This window comes from Streptomyces sp. NPDC001135 (assembly GCF_053598395.1).
Genome location: NZ_JBSFKD010000021.1, coordinates 17,657 through 33,926, shown reverse-complemented (window position 1 = coordinate 33,926; position 16,270 = coordinate 17,657). Strand labels below are relative to the sequence as shown.

Genomic DNA, 16,270 nt, shown 5'->3' with positions numbered 1-16,270 from the left:
CGTCATGTCCGGCTTCGTCTCCACCTTCAGGTCGAGGGCCTTGAAGCGGTCCATGGTGGCGGGGACCTGACCGGGGCGCCCCGACGGCGTCATACGGCAGTCGGCGTCAGCCGAGCGAAACCCCGTCGACCGGCAGGCCGTGCGTGGGCAGGCCGCGGGTGGGCAGGTTCTGCACCGGCAGTTCACCGAGGCGGCTGCGCACCGGTGCGGCCGTTCCCTGCCGCAGCGCGCTCTCGACGGCCGGCTGCGCGGCGGCCACCCCGGCCCCCAGGGCGTCCTGTCCCCGGGTGAGGGCGTCGGCGGCACCCGGCTGCGCCGTGCCGACGTTCTCGGCCGGCAGCGTCCTGGTGACGCCGTCCAGCGCCGGGGCGGTGTCCGGCACCGCCGGGGCCGCGTGGGCCGCGCCCGCGCCGACGGCGGCGAAGGCGGCACCGAGAGCGGCGATACCGAGGGTCCTGACAGCGGAGTGCTTCATGGGAAATGCGTCCTTGCCATGAGGGGACGGAAACAAAAACGATGAACGGTCCACGACCGTAAACACGCCCGATCGCCCGCCGCAAACACCGAAATGCGGACGGCTTGTGAACCCCCGTTCACAAGCCGCGCCCCCACTCGGCCGCCCTTATCCCGCCGAGCCGGCAGAACCCCAGGTGGAGGCCGTTTGCTGAAACAGCCATTCGGATTTCAGTTCCGCATATCCCGGCTTGACGACGTCATTGATCATCGCGAGTCGTTCATCGAAAGGAATGAACGCCGATTTCATGGCATTGACCGAGAACCATTGCAGATCGTCGAGCGTGTAACCGAACACCTCGGCGAGACGCTCGAATTCCTGGCTCATACTCGTGTGCGACATCAGCCGGTTGTCGGTGTTCACCGTGGCCCGGAAGTGGAGCCGGCGCAGCAGCCCGATCGGGTGCTCGGCATAGGAGGGCGCGGCCCCTGTCTGCAGATTGGAGCTGGGGCACAGCTCCAGCGGGATCCGCTTGTCGCGGACGTACGACGCCAGCCGGCCGAGCCGCACCGAGCCGTCCTCGCGGACCTCGATGTCGTCGATGATCCGCACGCCGTGCCCGAGCCGGTCGGCGCCGCACCACTGCAGCGCCTGCCAGATGGAGGGCAGCCCGAAGGCTTCGCCGGCGTGGATGGTGAAGTGGTTGTTCTCGCGCTTGAGGTACTCGAACGCGTCGAGGTGCCGGGTGGGCGGATAGCCGGCCTCCGCGCCGGCGATGTCGAAGCCGACCACGCCCAGATCACGGTAGCGGTTGGCGAGTTCGGCGATCTCCAGGGAGCGGGCCGCGTGCCGCATGGCGGTCAGCAGGGCGCCGACCCGGATGCGCCGGCCGCTCTCCCGGGCGATCCGCTCGCCCTGCCGGAACCCCTCGTTGACGGCCTCGACCACCTCCTCCAGGGTCAGCCCGCCGTCCAGGTGCTGCTCGGGGGCGTACCGCACCTCGGCGTAGACGACCCCGTCCTCGGCGAGGTCCTCGGCGCACTCGCGGGCGACCCGGACGAGCGCCTCCCGGGTCTGCATCACGCCGACGGTGTGCTTGAAGGTCTCCAGATACCGTTCCAGCGAGCCGGAGTCGGCGGCCTCGCGGAACCAGATGCCCAGCTTGTCCGGATCGGCCTCGGGAAGCTCCGAGTAGCCACTCGCGTGGGCGAGTTCGACGACGGTGCCGGGACGGAGCCCGCCGTCGAGATGATCGTGCAGCAGAACCTTGGGTGCCCGGCGGATCTGGTCCGGCGTCGGAACGGCCCCACTCGGTGCAGTCTGGCTCGTCATTTCCGCACTGTAACGCCTACGCGCGTAGAGGACCCGGTGAACGCGACGGCTCTTTCACAGCACTTTGGCGACGCTTTCCCGTCGATACGCAACGGTGACCGCGCATACGGGTTTCGTACACCGCCCCTTCTGACACTGTTCTGTCATGGGACAGCAAGCGACACCGGTCCGAACGGCCGGGCTGGGGAAGGCGATCGGCCCGGTGCCGACGGGGGTGAGCGGAGCGGTGCTGCTGCTCCCCGGCGGGGAGGAGGTCTCCGCCCGCAGGCCGTCCCCCGTGCGGGCGACGATCGCCCTGCGCTCGCTGGGCCGGCGTATCGCGCGGGCGGGCCGGGACGAGGGACTGGCCGTGCACACCGTGCGGTATCGCTACCGGGGCTGGAACGGCAGCGAGGCCCACCTGGCGGTGGACGCGGAGTGGAGCGCCGACGAGGTCGTCCGGCGGTACGGGGACGTCCCCGTGTGCCTGGTCGGGGTGGACATGGGCGGACGGGCGGCGTTGCGGGCGGGCGGGCACGAAGCGGTCAACTCCGTCGTGGCGCTGGCCCCTTGGCTGCCGGAGGAGGATGTGGCCGCACCCGCCGAGCCGGTGAAGCAGCTGGTGGGGCGGCGGGTGTTGATCGTGCACGGCACGAACGACGAACGGACCGATCCCGAGCTGTCGTTCCGGTTCGCCGCGCGGGCGAAGAAGGCGAACCGGGAGGTGTGCAGGTTCGAAGTGCATTCCGACGGGCACGGGTTGCACGGACATCGGGACGAGGTCGCCTGTCTGACCGTTGACTTCATGATGGGGGCGCTGTTCGGGCACTCCGTGTCCCGCCCCGTCGAGGACGCGCTCGCCGCTCCGCCGCCGATCGGCCTCAGGATGCCGTTGGCCGTGGGGTTCGGCCGGTCGTTGAAGCGCTAGGCCCTGCGACGCCGGGTGATCCAAACGGCAGGGCCTAGGGGGCCTTGTGGTCGTCGGGGTCCGGGCCGCTCGTGGCCGGCCGCGCCCACGCGGCGCAGCCGCCTCACGGACACAGCTCCGTGCCCCTTCGGGCCGGCGTCCCTCACGTGGGCAGCAGGTTGCCCCTTCTTGAGAGCAGGAACTTCTTGAACGCCGCCACCGGCGGGGTGTCCGGGCGGTCCGCCAGCCACGCGACGCCGATCTCCCGTACCGCCCTCGGGGCCGTGACCGTCAGTTCCACCACCCCCGGGCGCGGAACGGTCGGCGGGGGCAGCAGGGCGACCCCCAGGCCCGCCGCCACCAGACCCCGCAGGGTCTCCGCCTCCTCACCCTCGAAGGCGACCCTCGGCCGGAAGCCGGCCTCCCCGCACAGCGCGTCGAAGATGCGGCGCAGGCCGTAGCCGGGTTCCAGGGTGACGAAGGTTTCCTCGGCCGCCTCGGCGAGGCGGATACGGCGGCGGCCCGCCAGGCGGTGGTCGGCGGGGACGACCAGGCGGAGTTTCTGCTCGTCCAGGCGGCGGGCCACCAGGTCGGGGGCGTCGGGGACGGGTGAGGTGAGGCAGAGGTCCAGCTCGCCGGCGCGCAGGCGTTCCAGCATGGCCTCGCCGTAGTTCTGGACCAGGCTGAAGCGGACGCGCGGGTGGTCGGCGCGGAAGGCGTGCAGGAGGCCGGGTACGGTCTCGGCGCCCATGGTGTGCAGGAAGCCGAAGGCGACCTTGCCGGTGGCGGGGTCGGCGTCGGCGCGCACCTCCTCGGCGGCCCGCTCGATCTCGGCGAGGGCCCGTTCGACGGAGGTGAGGAAGGTGCGGCCGGCCGGGGTCAGGGAGACCGTACGGCCGTGGCGGGCGAACAGGTCGACACCCAGGTCCTGCTCCAGGCGGACCATCGCGCGGGAGAGGGTGGACTGCGGGACGTTCATCTCGTGGGCGGCCCGGGTGACGTGCTCGGTGCGGGCCACGCCGGCGAAGTACGCGAGGCGCGGGGCGAGCACCCGCGACATCTCAGACATGTCTTCTGTGTCACCGGATGGTGACAGGCGGGCCTGTGAGCTCTGCTGATGCGCCATGGGAACGATTATGGCGAATTCATGCATTGGACGGATGAGACAGCCCCTCCTACGGTCGAGAGCATGTCTCCCGCCAGTACCGGGGCGTCCACCACCATGGACGCCGCAACGCACGCCCCTTCCGCCGACTCCACCGATTCCGACTCCCGGATGACCCCGGGCGGCCCCGGCTACCGCCGGATGAGTCTCGCCCTCTTCCTCGCCGGAGTCGCGACCTTCGCCCTCCTCTACTCCACGCAGGCGCTGCTGCCGCTGATCTCCGGCGAGTTCGGGGTCGCGGCGAGCGAGGCGAGCTGGACCGTGGCGGCCGCGACCGGCGGGCTGGCGCTGTTCGTCCTGCCCATGAGCGCCCTGTCGGAGCGCTTCGGGCGCCGTACGGTGATGACGGGCTCGCTCGCCGTCGCGGTCACGGTCGGCATGCTGGTGCCGTTCGCGCCGTCGATCGGCGCGCTGGTGGCGCTGCGCGCGGTGCAGGGCGCGGCGCTGGCCGGCCTGCCGGCCTCGGCGACGGCCTATCTGGCCGAGGAGGTCCGGCCGAAGGCGCTGGTCACGGCGATCGGCCTGTTCGTCGCGGGCAACAGCGTCGGCGGCATGAGCGGCCGGGTGATCACCGGCTGGGTGGCCCAGGAGTGGGGCTGGCGGGTCTCGGTCGGTGTGATCGGCGCGGTCGCGGTGGCGTGCGCGGTGGCGTTCCGGCTGCTGTTGCCGGCCCCGAAGCACTTCACGGCGGGCTCGTTGCGGCCCCGCGTGCTGCTCGGCACGGTCCGCGACCACCTCGCCGACCCGCTGCTGCGGCGCCTGTACGCGATCGGCGCGCTGTTCATGACGGTGTTCGGCGGTGTCTACACGGTGATCGGCTACCGGCTCACCGAGGAGCCGTTCGGGCTGCCGCAGGGCATCGTCGGGTCGATCTTCCTGGTCTACCTGGTGGGCACGGTGTCGGCGTCCACTGCGGGCCGTCTGGTGGGCCGGCTCGGCCGCCGTGGCGCGCTGTACCTGGCGGGCGGTACGACGGCGGCGGGCCTGCTGCTCTCGCTGGCGCCCTCGCTGCCGCTGGTCCTGCTGGGGCTGGTGCTGATCACGGCGGGCTTCTTCGCGGGCCACGCGGTGGCCTCCTCGGCGGTCAGCAAGACGGCCGCGCACGGCCGCGCCCAGGCCTCGGCGCTCTACCAGTCGGCGTACTACATCGGCTCCAGCGTCGGCAGCACGGTCGGCGCGACGGCGTTCCACGCGGACGGCTGGGGCGGCACGGTGGGGGTGGGCCTGCTGGCGGTCGTCGGCGTCGTCACCATCACGGTGCTGGGTACGCGGGCGGCGCGGGTGGCGGCTCGGGGCTCGGTTGTGGCCAACGCCCACTGAAACCCCCTCACCTGCATGTTTCCGAACTCGGGGCGCCATTGTCAGTCCCCTGCGGTAGCTTCCCAATGGCGCCGAGGAGCGCCGCAGGGACCGGCCACAGGGGTGGGTGGACGATGGAAAACGGCACGGCGACGGCGGACCTCGACGTCGCACTGGAGAAGCACCGGACCGAGCTGACCGGGTACTGCTACCGGATGCTCGGCTCCTCCTTCGAGGCCGAGGACGCGGTGCAGGACACCCTGGTCCGGGCCTGGCGGAGCTACGACAAGTTCGAGGGCCGCTCCTCGCTGCGCTCGTGGCTGTACCGGATCGCGACGAACGTGTGCCTGGACATGCTGACGGCGGGCAACAAGCGGGCGCGGCCGATGGACCTCACCGAGTCGACCCCCCTCGCCCGGGCGGCCCTGTCCCCCCGGCCGGACCACACATGGCTGGAGCCGATGCCGGACGCGCGGGTGCTGCCGGCGGTCGAGGACCCGGCGGAGGCCGCCGTCGCGAAGGAGTCGGTCCGGCTGGCCTTCATGGCGGCCCTGCAGCAACTGCCGCCCAAGCAGCGGGCGGTGCTGATCCTGCGCGAGGTGCTGGCCTGGAGGGCGAGCGAGGTCGCCGAGCTGCTGGACACCACGGTCGCCTCCGTCAACAGCGCCCTGCAGCGGGCGCGGGCCACGCTCGCCGAGCGCGCGGACGCGGGCCCCGAGGGCGCGGTGTCCGACCCCCTCGACGAGGAGCAGCAAAAACTCCTGGAACGCTATGTGAAGGCCTTCGAGGGGTACGACATGACGGCGCTGACGGCGCTGCTCCACGAGGACGCCGTCATGACGATGCCGCCGTTCGACCTGTGGCTGCGCGGCCCGGCCGACATCACCGGCTTCATGACCACCCTCGGCGCCTCCTGCGCCGGCTCCCGTCTGGTGCCGGTCCAGGTCAACGGCCTGCCCGGGTTCGCGCACTACAAGCCGGACCCGGACGACGGCGGGTTCGGCCCGTGGGCGGTGCAGGTGCTGGAGCTGTCAGACGGCCGGATCACCGGTTTCCACTGCTTCCTCGACACCCAGCGCTGGTTCCCGCTCTTCGGGCTGCCCCTCCGTCTGGAAGCGGAGGCCGACGAGGTCGAGCAGGGCGGGTAGCGCGGGATCGGGGTCCCGCAGCCGGATCCGGCCCCCGGCCCGGCGGGCGGCGAGTTCCAGGCGCGCCAGCAGATCCACGACGGCCAGCCCCGGCGGTCCGAGCCCGCCCACGTCGCACACGACGACGCGGGCCCGGCCGACCGTCAGCAGCTCCTGCACCTGGGCACACAGCCCGGCGACCTCGTCACGGGCGACGGGGCCGGGGAGTACGAGCACGGCGGGTTCCTTGGCCTTCACATGCGGTAGACCGGCGGGCCGGGCGCAACTCATCGGCACGGATCACATTGACCGGTCCCCCCTTCTCCTCGGAGGGTTGGCCCCGTGACGGGGGTGCTGAGCGGGTTCGCGGTGATCGCGGTCGTCATCGGGGTGGGCTATGTGATCGGGCGGCGCGGGACGCTCGGCACGCAGGGCGGCGAGGTGCTGACCCGGCTGGCCTTCACGGTGGCGGGCCCCGCGCTCCTCTTCACGACCCTCGCGCGCGCCGACCTGTCGGTGCTCTTCTCGGCCCGCCTGCTGGTGACCGCACTGAGCACGGCGGCGGTCGCCGGGGTCTTCGTGGCCGTCGGTACCGTACGCCGCTGGGGTGCGGGCCGTACGACGATCGGCGCCCTGTGCTCCGGTTACGTCAACTCGGGCAACCTCGGGATCCCGATCGCCGCGTACGTCCTGGGCGACGCGTCCCTGGTGGCACCGGTACTGCTCTTCCAGGTCCTCCTGGTGACCCCGGTGGCGCTGACCGTTCTGGACCTCTGCGGAACGGACGGGAGGGGCACGGTGTGGCGGCGCCTGCTGACACCGCTGCGGAATCCGATCGCGGTGGGCTCGCTGACGGGGGTGGTGGTGTCGGCTGCGGGCTGGCATGTCCCCGGCCCCCTGATGAACCCTCTCACCCTGATCGGCAACATGTCCGTCCCGGCGGCTCTGCTGGCCTTCGGCATGTCCGTGCACGGCAGTTCGGCACCGGGCCGGGGGCGGGACCGTCAACTGGTCCTGGTGTCCGCGGCGTTGAAGTCACTGGGCCAGCCGCTCGTGGCCTGGGCCCTGGCGACGGCGGTCTTCGGCCTGCACGGCGCACCCCTGCTGGACGTGGTGGTGACCTCGGCCCTCCCGGCCGCGCAGAACCTGTTCACCTACGCCAGCCGCTACCGCGTGGCCGAGGGCCTGGCCCGCGAGTCGATCCTGCTGTCGACGGCCGTGTCGGTGCCGGTGTTGGTGGGGGTGGCGGCGGTGTTGGGGTGACGCCGGGTCAGTCGACGGGGGCATGCCGAACGGGACCGGCGGGGGTCCACCGATCCCGTTCAACCGAAAGGGGCCGTGACATCAGCGGCCTCCGGCCGCGAGCCCTGGTCAGGCGATACGCTCCAGCACCACCGGCGACGCCTGGAAGTCCGTGCCCGGGGCCGCGATGTCGTAGGAACCCTCCACCGACTGCAGTGCGTACGCGAAGCGCTCGGGGGTGTCCGTGTGGAGGGTCAGGAGGGGCTGGCCCTCGGTCACCGTGTCGCCCGGCTTGGCGTGCATCTCCACGCCCGCGCCCGCCTGCACCGGGTCCTCCTTGCGGGCACGGCCGGCGCCCAGGCGCCAGGCGGCCACGCCGATGTCGTAGGCGTCCAGGCGGGTCAGGACACCGGACGACGGGGCCTTGATCACGTGCTGCTCCTTCGAGGTGGGCAGCACCGCGTCCGGGTCGCCGCCCTGAGCCGCGATCATCCGGCGCCAGACGTCCATCGCCGAGCCGTCGGCCAGGGCCTTCGCCGGGTCGGCGTCCTTGATGCCGGCCGCCTCAAGCATCTCGCGGGCCAGGGCGACGGTCAGTTCCACGACGTCCGCGGGGCCGCCGCCCGCCAGGACCTCCACCGACTCGCGGACCTCGAGGGCGTTGCCCGCCGTCAGGCCGAGCGGGGTCGACATGTCGGTCAGGAGCGCCACCGTCCTCACACCGTGGTCGGTGCCCAGACCGACCATCGTCGACGCGAGCTCACGGGCGTCCTCGATCGTCTTCATGAAGGCGCCCGTGCCGACCTTGACGTCCAGCACCAGGGAGCCGGTGCCCTCGGCGATCTTCTTGGACATGATCGAGGAGGCGATCAGGGGGATGGCCTCGACCGTGCCGGTCACGTCGCGCAGCGCGTACAGCTTCTTGTCCGCCGGGGCCAGGCCGTCGCCCGCCGCGCAGATCACCGCGCCCGTCGTGTCCAGGACGTGCAGCATCTCCTCGTTCGACAGCAGGGCGCGCCAGCCGGGGATCGACTCCAGCTTGTCCAGCGTGCCGCCGGTGTGGCCGAGGCCCCGGCCCGAGAGCTGCGGGACCGCCGCACCGCAGGCCGCCACGAGGGGGGCCAGCGGCAGGGTGATCTTGTCGCCGACGCCGCCCGTGGAGTGCTTGTCGGCCGTCGGGCGGGACAGGGCCGAGAAGTCCATGCGCTCGCCGGAGGCGATCATGGCCGCCGTCCAGCGGGCGATCTCGCGGCGGTTCATCCCGTTGAGCAGGATCGCCATGGCGAGCGCGGACATCTGCTCGTCGGCGACCTCGCCGCGGGTGTACGCGTCGATGACCCAGTCGATCTGTTCGTCGGTCAGCTCGCCGCGGTCCCGCTTGGTGCGGATGACGGAGATGGCGTCCATGGCCATGGCTGATGGCTTCCTTCCGGGAGGTGCGAAGGTGTACGGCCCCCTGCGCGGATGCGGTTCAGGGGGCCGTACGGCGTTACTTGGTGAGATTCTCCGGGCCGAAGGCCTGGGGCAGCATCTCGGACAGCGTCAGGACGCCCGCGGGGGTGTCCAGGAGCAGGTCCGGGCCGCCGAACTCGTACAGCAGCTGACGGCAGCGGCCGCAGGGGACCAGCAGGGCGCCCTCGCCGTCCACACAGGTGAAGTGGGTCAGCCGGCCGCCGCCGGTGCGCTGCAGGTCCGAGACCAGGCCGCACTCGGCGCACAGCCCGAGGCCGTAGGAGGCGTTCTCCACGTTGCACCCGGTGACCGTGCGGCCGTCGTCGGCCAAGGCCGCCGCGCCGACCGGGAAGCCGGAGTAGGGGGCGTACGCGCGGCTCATCGCCTCCCGCGCCACCTCCCGCAGCGCCTCCCAGTCGAAGCCGGCGGCTTGCCGTGTCACTTGCCCTGGCCCTTCCGGTAGCGCATGCCGTCCGCCTTGGGCATCCGCAGGCGCTGCGCCGACAGGGACAGCACCAGCAGGGTGACGACGTACGGGGTGGCACCCACGAAGTCGCTCGGGACCTCGTCGGTGAGCAGGTACCAGGCCAGGACCAGCGCGGCGGTCATGAGGGCGATCCCGCCCTGCCAGTGGGCCTTCTTGTACATCTTCCATCCGCCCAGCAGCGCGAGCAGCACGACCAGCAGCAGGAGCAGGGCGTGGACGGTGACACCGCCGTTGCGCAGCTGCAGCGCGTCCGAGTAACCGAACAGGCCCGCGCCCATCGCGAGGCCGCCCGGACGCCAGTTGCCGAAGATCATCGCCGCGAGGCCGATGTAGCCGCGGCCACCGGTCTGGCCCTCCAGGTAGGTGTGCGAGGTGACCAGCGCGAGGAAGGCGCCGCCGAGACCGGCGAGGCCGCCGGAGACGGCCACGGCCGCGTACTTGTACGTGTACACGTTGACGCCGAGCGACTCGGCGGCGGTCGGGTTCTCGCCGCAGGAGCGCAGCCGCAGGCCGAACGGGGTGCGCCACAGCAGCCACCAGCTGCCGACGAACAGCGCCGCGGCGAGGATCGTCACCACGGAGAGGTTCGTGACCAGGCCGCCGATGATGCCGGCGAGGTCGGAGACCAGGAACCAGTGGTGGCTCTCGATCGAGTGCAGGCCGCTGGACAGGCCGGGCACGGTGACCTGGGGCAGCTGGTCGACCGGCGGGGACTGCTTGGGGTTGCCGCCCGCCTCCGCCGCCTTGCCGCCGGCGAAGAACAGCTTGGCGAGGTACTGGGTGGCGCCGAGCGCGAGGAGGTTGACGGCGACACCGGAGACGATGTGGTCGACGCCGAAGGTGACCGTGGCGACGGCGTGCACCAGGCCGCCGAGGACACCGAAGCCGATGCCGCACAGCAGGCCCAGCCAGGGGCTGGACTGCCAGCCGATCCAGCCGGCGCCGAAGGTGCCGAGGATCATCATGCCCTCGAGGCCGATGTTGACCACGCCGGCCCGCTCGGACCACAGGCCGGCGAGACCGGCGAGGCCGATCGGCACGGCGAGGCCGAGGGCGGCGCCGACCTGTCCGGCGGAGTCGAGGGAGTCGGAGCCGGTGATCATGCGGACGGCGGCGACGAGCAGCAGGGCACCGGCGACGATCACGAGGATCTGGCCGAGGGAACGGCCCGATCGCTGGGGCGCTCCGGCCGCCTTGGGCGCCGCGGGCGGCGGCGCGTCGGTCATCGTGGCAGTCATCACGCCACCTCCTGCTTCTTCGTCGTGGCGGCGGCCTGGGCGGCGAGTTCGGCGCCGACCTTCTGCTGCTGGCGCTTGAGGCCGTAGCGTCGTACGACCTCGTAGGCGATCACGACGCACAGGACGATGACGCCCTCGATGACGCCGAGGATCTCCTTGTCGTAGCCCTGGAACTCCAGGTGGTTGGTGGTGCGCTCCAGGAAGCCCCACAGCAGGGCGCCGAGCGCTATGCCGATCGGGTTGTTGCGGCCGAGCAGCGCGATGGCGATACCGGTGAAGCCGATCCCGACGGGGAAGCTGTTGTCGAACTGGTGGCTCTCGTTGAGCAGCGTGGGCATGCCGATCAGACCGGCCACGGCACCCGAGATGATCATGCTGGTGGCGACCATCTTCTTCACCGACACACCGCTCGCGGAGGCGGCGCTCTCGGACTGGCCGACGGTGCGCAGGTCGAAGCCGAACCGGGTGCGGCCGAGCACGAACCAGTACGCGAGGCCGACGACCACCGCGACGACGATGAAGCCGTCCAGGACACCGGCCGGGCCGGTGTCGACGGTGAAGAAGAACGAGGACGACGGCAGCGGCTTGGTGGAGACCAGCGTGCCGCCCTGCTGGAGTTCGCCCAGCTTTCCGGGCTGCAGCAGGTAGGCGATGATCGCGGTGGCGATCGAGTTCAGCATGATGGTCGAGATGACCTCGCTGACGCCGCGGGTCACCTTGAGGATGCCGGCGATGGCCGCCCACACCGCGCCGGTCGCCATGGCGCACAGCAGGATCAGCAGGATGGAGAGCCAGCCGGGCAGGGTCAGCGCACCGCCGAGGACGGCGGCGAGGAACGCGGCGAGCCGGTACTGGCCGTCGACACCGATGTTGAACAGGTTCATCCGGAAGCCGATGGCCACCGAGACACCCGCGAGGTAGTACGTGGTCGCCTTGTTCAGGATGTAGACCTGGCTGTCGCTGGCGAAGCCGTAGGTCACCATGTCGCTGAACGCGTCGCCGGGGTTCTTGCCGGTCGCGAGGATCACCAGGGTGGTGACGACGAGCGCGGCGACGACCGCCAGCAGCGGCGCGGCGACGCCGAGGAGCAGCCGCTCCTTGTCGATGCGTTGGGTCAGCTTGTTCATCGCTCGTCGTCCTCTGTGTGCTCCAGGTGGCCGGTGGCCGCACCCGTCATGGCGGAGCCCAGCTCTTCGGGGGTGATCGTGGCGGGGTCGGCGTCGGCGACCAGACGGCCGCGGTACATCACCCGCAGGGTGTCGGAGAGGCCGATCAGCTCGTCCAGGTCGGCGGAGATCAGCAGTACGGCCAGGCCCTCGCGGCGGGCCTCGCGGATGTAGTCCCAGATGGCCGCCTGTGCGCCGACGTCCACACCGCGGGTGGGGTGGGCGGCGATGAGCAGCTTGGGGTTGTGGCTCATCTCGCGGCCGACGATCAGCTTCTGCTGGTTGCCGCCGGACAGCGAGGCCGCGGTCACGTCGATGCCGGGGGTGCGGACGTCGTAGGCCTCGACGATGCGCTGGGTGTCGGTGCGGGCGGCCTTGATGTCGAGGAGCTGGCCACGGGAGTTGGGCTTCTCGGTGACATGGCCGAGGATGCGGTTCTCCCACAGCGGGGCCTCGAGGAGCAGGCCGTGCCGGTGGCGGTCCTCGGGGATGTAGCCGATGCCGGCCTCACGGCGGTCGCGGGTGGCGGCGCGGGAGATGTCGGTGTCGTCGAGTGTGATCACGCCGGCGTCGGGGTGGCGCATGCCCATGATCGCCTCGACCAGTTCCGACTGGCCGTTGCCCTCCACACCGGCGATGCCGAGGACCTCGCCCTTGTGGATGGTGAAGGAGATCTGGTCCAGGATGATCCGCTCGATGCCCTCGAGGTCGGTCTGCGCGAGGTGGAGGCCTTCGAGCTTCAGCATCGGGACGTCCGTGACCGTGGACTCCTCGGTCTCCGGGGTGGGCAGCTCGCTGCCGACCATCAGCTCGGCGAGCTGCTTGGGGGTGGTGCCCCGGGGCTCGACCGTGCCGACGGTGGTGCCGCGCCGGATGACGGTGATCTCGTCGGCGACGGACAGCACCTCGCCCAGCTTGTGGGAGATGAAGATGACGGTGAGACCCTCGGACTTCAGCTCACGCAGGTTGTCGAAGAGGGCGTCGACCTCCTGCGGCACGAGCACCGCGGTCGGCTCGTCGAGGATCAGCGTCTTGGCGCCGCGGTAGAGGACCTTGAGGATCTCCACGCGCTGGCGGTCGGCGACACCCAGCTCCTCCACGAGGACGTCCGGGCGGACGTTCAGGTGGTACGCGTCGGAGATCTCCTTGATCTTCGCGCGGGCCTTGTTGCCGATGCCGTACAGCTTCTCCGCGCCGAGGACGACGTTCTCGAGGACGGTGAGGTTGTCGGCGAGCATGAAGTGCTGGTGCACCATGCCGATGCCGCGGGCGATGGCGTCGCCGGGGTTGTGCAGGACGACCTGCTCGCCGTTGACGGTGATCGTGCCCTCGTCCGGCTGCTGCATGCCGTAGAGGATCTTCATCAGGGTGGACTTGCCGGCGCCGTTCTCACCGCACAGGGCGTGGACGGTGCCCGTGCGGACCGTGATGTCGATGTCGCGGTTGGCGACGACGCCGGGGAAACGCTTGGTGATGCCGCGCAGTTCGACGGCAGCGGGAGGGCTGGACGCGTTGATGGCGCACTCTCCTCGGGGAAAGGGGCTGCGTAGGGGAGGGCTGGGGCGTCGGCGACGCTAGCGCGGCAACTCCATGCTACACGCGTAGAGTTGACACATTGTTATGGCTCGACGAGGGGGTGCCTGACGGCTCCCCCTGCGCCGAGCCTAAGTCCGGAGATCCGGCCCGACGAGGTCGGGCCGGAACGGCTCACGGAGTGGTCTTGACCTTGATCTGACCGTCGACGATCTTCTTCTTCGCCGCGTCCAGCTTGGACTGGATGTCGGTGATGAAGCCACCGCTGGTGGCCAGCGAGACACCGTTCTTGGCGAGGGAGTAGCTGTTGACGCCGGCCAGCGGCTTGCCGTCGTGCACGGACTTGATGAAGTCGTACACACCGACGTCGACGTTCTTGACCATCGAGGTCAGGATGGAGTTCTTGTACTTGGCGAGACCCGGGATGTTGTACTGGTCCGAGTCGACGCCGATGGCCCAGGCGCCCTTCTTGCCGTTGACGGCCTCGATCGCGCCGTTACCGGAGGAGCCGGCCGCCGTGTAGACGACGTCCGCGCCGTTGTCGAGCATGCCCTGCGCGGCCTCCTTGCCCTTGTCGGGGCTGGCGAAGCCGGAGGTGTCCGAGCCGTGGCTCAGGTACTGGGTGTCGACCTTGATCTTGGAGTTGGTGTCCTTCACGCCCTGCGTGAAGCCCGCCTCGAACTTCTTGATCAGGGGGACGTCGACACCGCCGATGAAGCCGACGTGCTTCGTCTTGGTCTTCAGCGCCGCGGCGACACCGGCCAGGTAGGAGCCCTGCTCCTCGGTGAAGGTGATGCTGTCGACGTTCTTGGCGTTCACGACCGAGTCGACGATGCCGAAGCTGGTCTTCGGGTACTTCGCGGCGACCTTGGTCATGGACGGGGCGTAGGCGTAACCGACCGCGATGATCGGGTTGTAGCCGGCGTCCGCCAGGTCCGACAGCCGCTGCTCGCGGTCGGCCTCGGTGTCGGAGGTCTTGGCCGTCAGCTCCTTGATCGAGCCGCCGAACTCCTTCTCGGCCTTGTCGGCACCGCGCGCGGCGGAGTCGTTGAAGGAGCGGTCACCACGGCCGCCGACGTCGTAGGCGAGACCGATCTTGACGCCCTTGCCACCGCCGGAGGAGGACGACGAGCTGTTGTTGTCGGAGGACGTGCTGCCACACGCGGTGGCAGTCAGTGCGAGGGCTGCGGTGGCGGCACACGCAGCAGAAAGCTTGGCTACCCGGCGCACGGGAAGGCTCCTTCACCTGACCTGAGCGCCGTGTCGGCGCTTGATGTGAGCACCATGCCAGTGCCCGGGCCGGAACGCCCCATCGGCGTCGGCTTCGCGGCATCGTAACGCGCGTAGATGTCGCAAAAAACCCCCTCTCGAAGCCGTTATCGATTCGAGGCAAACAGCATCTGAACTCGATCTCTCGGCCTTCTCGTGCCGTTGTCGCGCACCGTGTACGAATGGCTTGCGAGCGTGTTGCGCCGGGCAGGGGAACGGCCCCCGCAGGGGCCGCACGCTCAGCCCTGTACGCCGTTCGGCTCCAGGAAGGCCGCCGCCGTGAACATCTCCACGCCGACCTTGATCGCGTCCTCGTCGGCGTCGAAGTCGCCCTGGTGGAGATCGCGCACCGTGCGCTCGCCGGGCCGGCGCACCCCGAGGCGGGCCATGGCGCCGGGCACGTGTTCCAGGTACCAGGAGAAGTCCTCGCCGCCGAGGCTCTGCTCGGTGCTCTCCACGGCGTCCCGGCCGCGCCGCGCGGCCATCGCCCGGCGCAGCAGCTCGGTGGACTCGCGGTCGTTGACGACCGGCGGCACCCCGCGCACATAGGTGATCTCGGACTTGGCCCGGTGCAGGGTGGCGACCTCGTCGATCGCGGCGTGCACGATGTCCGCGGCCTGCCGCCAGGCCTCCAGGTCCAGGCAGCGCACGGTCCCGGACAGCTCGGCGTGCTGCGGGATGACGTTCGGAGCGTGGCCGGACTCGATCCGTCCCCAGGTCAGCGCCAGCCCGGCCCGGGTGTCGACCCGCCGGGCGATCAGCGCGGGCACGTCGACGGCGACGCGCGCCGCGGCGGTGACGAGGTCGGTGGTCAGATGCGGCCGGGCGGTGTGCCCGCCGGGCCCGTCGAGGGCGATCTCCAGCCGGTCGCAGGCACTGGTGATCGCCCCGTGCCGCAGTCCGATCTTCCCGGCGTCGACCCGGGGGTCGCAGTGCACGGCGAGGATCCGCCCGACCCCCTTCAGCACCCCGTCCTCGATGGCGTCCAGGGCGCCGCCGGGCATGACCTCCTCGGCGGACTGGAAGAGCAGCCGCACCGGGCGGGGCAGCAGCCCCTTGGCGTGCAGGTCGGCGAGGACGAGGCCCGTCCCGAGGACCACGGTCGTGTGCACGTCATGACCGCACGCGTGCGCCCGGTCGGGCACGGTCGACCGGTACGGGCAGTCGGTCTTGGTGTCCGGGATGGGCAGGGCGTCGATGTCCGCGCGCAGCGCGAGCAGCGGTACGGCCGAGCGCTCACCCTCCGCGAGCCCGATGTCACACACGAGTCCGGTCCCCTTGGCGAGCACCCGGGGCCGCAGCCCCGCCTGCTCCAGCCGCTCCTTGATCGCGGCGGTCGTACGGAACTCCTGATTGCCCAGCTCAGGGTGCATGTGCAAGTCGCGACGGAAGGCGACGAGTTCGGCGTGCAGGGCTTCGCTCAGCGCGCCGGGGAGCACATCCCCCGCGAGGCCGGCCTCGGACTCTAGGGACATCAATTGCTTCACCCTCTGAAGGGTAGGACGCCCGGCTGGTCAACTACCCCTCGATCAACAAAAGTTCAGCCCGTTAGGGGAAGAAAATCTGACCGGCGGACGCATGGCGGCGGACTCTGGTGGGTAAAACCCTTCTTTCCTCCTT

At 70.8% G+C, this 16,270-nt stretch carries 15 protein-coding genes; 4 read left to right on the top strand and 11 right to left on the bottom strand.

The window, feature by feature from the left end; translation table 11 throughout:
• Nucleotides 1–106: 106 nt before the first annotated feature.
• Nucleotides 107–475: an ATP-binding protein gene (locus tag ACWC94_RS24475; protein WP_450799046.1), complete on the bottom strand. Its 369-nt coding sequence runs from the start codon at nucleotides 473–475 to the stop codon at nucleotides 107–109.
• A 147-nt stretch (nucleotides 476–622) separates the two neighbouring features.
• Nucleotides 623–1,786: an adenosine deaminase gene (locus tag ACWC94_RS24470; protein ID WP_450799045.1), complete on the bottom strand. Its 1,164-nt coding sequence runs from the start codon at nucleotides 1,784–1,786 to the stop codon at nucleotides 623–625.
• Nucleotides 1,787–1,931: 145 nt separating this feature from the next.
• Here ACWC94_RS24470 and ACWC94_RS24465 point away from each other — a divergent pair, with 145 nt between their 5' ends.
• Nucleotides 1,932–2,693, top strand: coding sequence for an alpha/beta hydrolase family protein (locus ACWC94_RS24465; RefSeq protein WP_450799044.1), 762 nt, complete (start codon nucleotides 1,932–1,934; stop codon nucleotides 2,691–2,693).
• A 142-nt stretch (nucleotides 2,694–2,835) separates the two neighbouring features.
• Here ACWC94_RS24465 and ACWC94_RS24460 read toward each other — a convergent pair whose 3' ends face one another.
• Nucleotides 2,836–3,798 carry a LysR family transcriptional regulator gene (locus ACWC94_RS24460; RefSeq protein ID WP_450799043.1) on the bottom strand — a complete coding sequence of 321 codons (963 nt, stop codon included), beginning with the start codon at nucleotides 3,796–3,798 and terminating at the stop codon, nucleotides 2,836–2,838.
• A gap of 63 nt (nucleotides 3,799–3,861) precedes the next feature.
• Here ACWC94_RS24460 and ACWC94_RS24455 point away from each other — a divergent pair, with 63 nt between their 5' ends.
• Nucleotides 3,862–5,157 carry an MFS transporter gene (locus ACWC94_RS24455; RefSeq protein ID WP_450799042.1) on the top strand — a complete coding sequence of 432 codons (1,296 nt, stop codon included), beginning with the start codon at nucleotides 3,862–3,864 and terminating at the stop codon, nucleotides 5,155–5,157.
• A 113-nt stretch (nucleotides 5,158–5,270) separates the two neighbouring features.
• Complete coding sequence (locus ACWC94_RS24450) at nucleotides 5,271–6,284, top strand: sigma-70 family RNA polymerase sigma factor (protein WP_450799041.1); 1,014 nt, start codon at nucleotides 5,271–5,273, stop codon at nucleotides 6,282–6,284.
• Here ACWC94_RS24450 and ACWC94_RS24445 read toward each other — a convergent pair.
• Entirely contained in the window at nucleotides 6,168–6,554 is a 387-nt protein-coding gene (locus tag ACWC94_RS24445) for an STAS domain-containing protein (protein ID WP_450799175.1), read from the bottom strand. The two genes, ACWC94_RS24450 and ACWC94_RS24445, sit on opposite strands and share 117 nt — an antisense overlap.
• 51 nt (nucleotides 6,555–6,605) lie before the next feature.
• Here ACWC94_RS24445 and ACWC94_RS24440 point away from each other — a divergent pair, with 51 nt between their 5' ends.
• Nucleotides 6,606–7,526, top strand: a complete 921-nt coding sequence (locus tag ACWC94_RS24440) for an AEC family transporter (protein ID WP_450799040.1) — start codon at nucleotides 6,606–6,608, stop codon at nucleotides 7,524–7,526.
• Nucleotides 7,527–7,634: 108 nt separating this feature from the next.
• Here the strand turns inward: ACWC94_RS24440 and ACWC94_RS24435 are convergent, their stop codons facing one another.
• The 7 genes from ACWC94_RS24435 to ACWC94_RS24405 form a co-directional block, all read right to left on the bottom strand.
• On the bottom strand, nucleotides 7,635–8,918 hold the full coding sequence (locus ACWC94_RS24435) for a thymidine phosphorylase (RefSeq protein ID WP_450799039.1): 1,284 nt from the start codon (nucleotides 8,916–8,918) through the stop codon (nucleotides 7,635–7,637).
• A 76-nt stretch (nucleotides 8,919–8,994) separates the two neighbouring features.
• Entirely contained in the window at nucleotides 8,995–9,399 is a 405-nt protein-coding gene (locus tag ACWC94_RS24430) for a cytidine deaminase (RefSeq protein WP_450799038.1), read from the bottom strand.
• Nucleotides 9,396–10,682, bottom strand: coding sequence for an ABC transporter permease (locus ACWC94_RS24425; RefSeq protein ID WP_450799037.1), 1,287 nt, complete (start codon nucleotides 10,680–10,682; stop codon nucleotides 9,396–9,398). Before ACWC94_RS24425 ends, ACWC94_RS24430 begins: the two co-directional genes overlap by 4 nt.
• Nucleotides 10,682–11,809 carry an ABC transporter permease gene (locus ACWC94_RS24420; RefSeq protein WP_450799036.1) on the bottom strand — a complete coding sequence of 376 codons (1,128 nt, stop codon included), beginning with the start codon at nucleotides 11,807–11,809 and terminating at the stop codon, nucleotides 10,682–10,684. Before ACWC94_RS24420 ends, ACWC94_RS24425 begins: the two co-directional genes overlap by 1 nt.
• Entirely contained in the window at nucleotides 11,806–13,332 is a 1,527-nt protein-coding gene (locus ACWC94_RS24415; protein ID WP_450799173.1) for an ABC transporter ATP-binding protein, read from the bottom strand. Before ACWC94_RS24415 ends, ACWC94_RS24420 begins: the two co-directional genes overlap by 4 nt.
• 223 nt (nucleotides 13,333–13,555) lie before the next feature.
• Nucleotides 13,556–14,611 (bottom strand): BMP family lipoprotein, encoded by a 1,056-nt coding sequence (locus ACWC94_RS24410; protein WP_450799035.1) that lies wholly within the window; start codon nucleotides 14,609–14,611, stop codon nucleotides 13,556–13,558.
• Nucleotides 14,612–14,889: 278 nt separating this feature from the next.
• On the bottom strand, nucleotides 14,890–16,125 hold the full coding sequence (locus ACWC94_RS24405) for an amidohydrolase (RefSeq protein ID WP_450799034.1): 1,236 nt from the start codon (nucleotides 16,123–16,125) through the stop codon (nucleotides 14,890–14,892).
• Nucleotides 16,126–16,270: the final 145 nt, after the last annotated feature.

Bases quoted from the DNA above. Each gene is read 5' to 3' on its own strand.
- ACWC94_RS24460 (WP_450799043.1), bottom strand. From the start codon at position 3,798: ATGGCGCATCAGCAGAGCTCACAGGCCCGCCTGTCACCATCCGGTGAC.
- ACWC94_RS24425 (WP_450799037.1), bottom strand. From the start codon at position 10,682: ATGACTGCCACGATGACCGACGCGCCGCCGCCCGCGGCGCCCAAGGCG.
- ACWC94_RS24405 (WP_450799034.1), bottom strand. From the start codon at position 16,125: ATGTCCCTAGAGTCCGAGGCCGGCCTCGCGGGGGATGTGCTCCCCGGC.
- ACWC94_RS24470 (WP_450799045.1), bottom strand. From the start codon at position 1,786: ATGACGAGCCAGACTGCACCGAGTGGGGCCGTTCCGACGCCGGACCAG.
- ACWC94_RS24475 (WP_450799046.1), bottom strand. From the start codon at position 475: ATGAAGCACTCCGCTGTCAGGACCCTCGGTATCGCCGCTCTCGGTGCC.
- ACWC94_RS24450 (WP_450799041.1), top strand. From the start codon at position 5,271: ATGGAAAACGGCACGGCGACGGCGGACCTCGACGTCGCACTGGAGAAG.
- ACWC94_RS24445 (WP_450799175.1), bottom strand. From the start codon at position 6,554: ATGAGTTGCGCCCGGCCCGCCGGTCTACCGCATGTGAAGGCCAAGGAA.
- ACWC94_RS24465 (WP_450799044.1), top strand. From the start codon at position 1,932: ATGGGACAGCAAGCGACACCGGTCCGAACGGCCGGGCTGGGGAAGGCG.
- ACWC94_RS24435 (WP_450799039.1), bottom strand. From the start codon at position 8,918: ATGGCCATGGACGCCATCTCCGTCATCCGCACCAAGCGGGACCGCGGC.
- ACWC94_RS24420 (WP_450799036.1), bottom strand. From the start codon at position 11,809: ATGAACAAGCTGACCCAACGCATCGACAAGGAGCGGCTGCTCCTCGGC.
- ACWC94_RS24455 (WP_450799042.1), top strand. From the start codon at position 3,862: ATGTCTCCCGCCAGTACCGGGGCGTCCACCACCATGGACGCCGCAACG.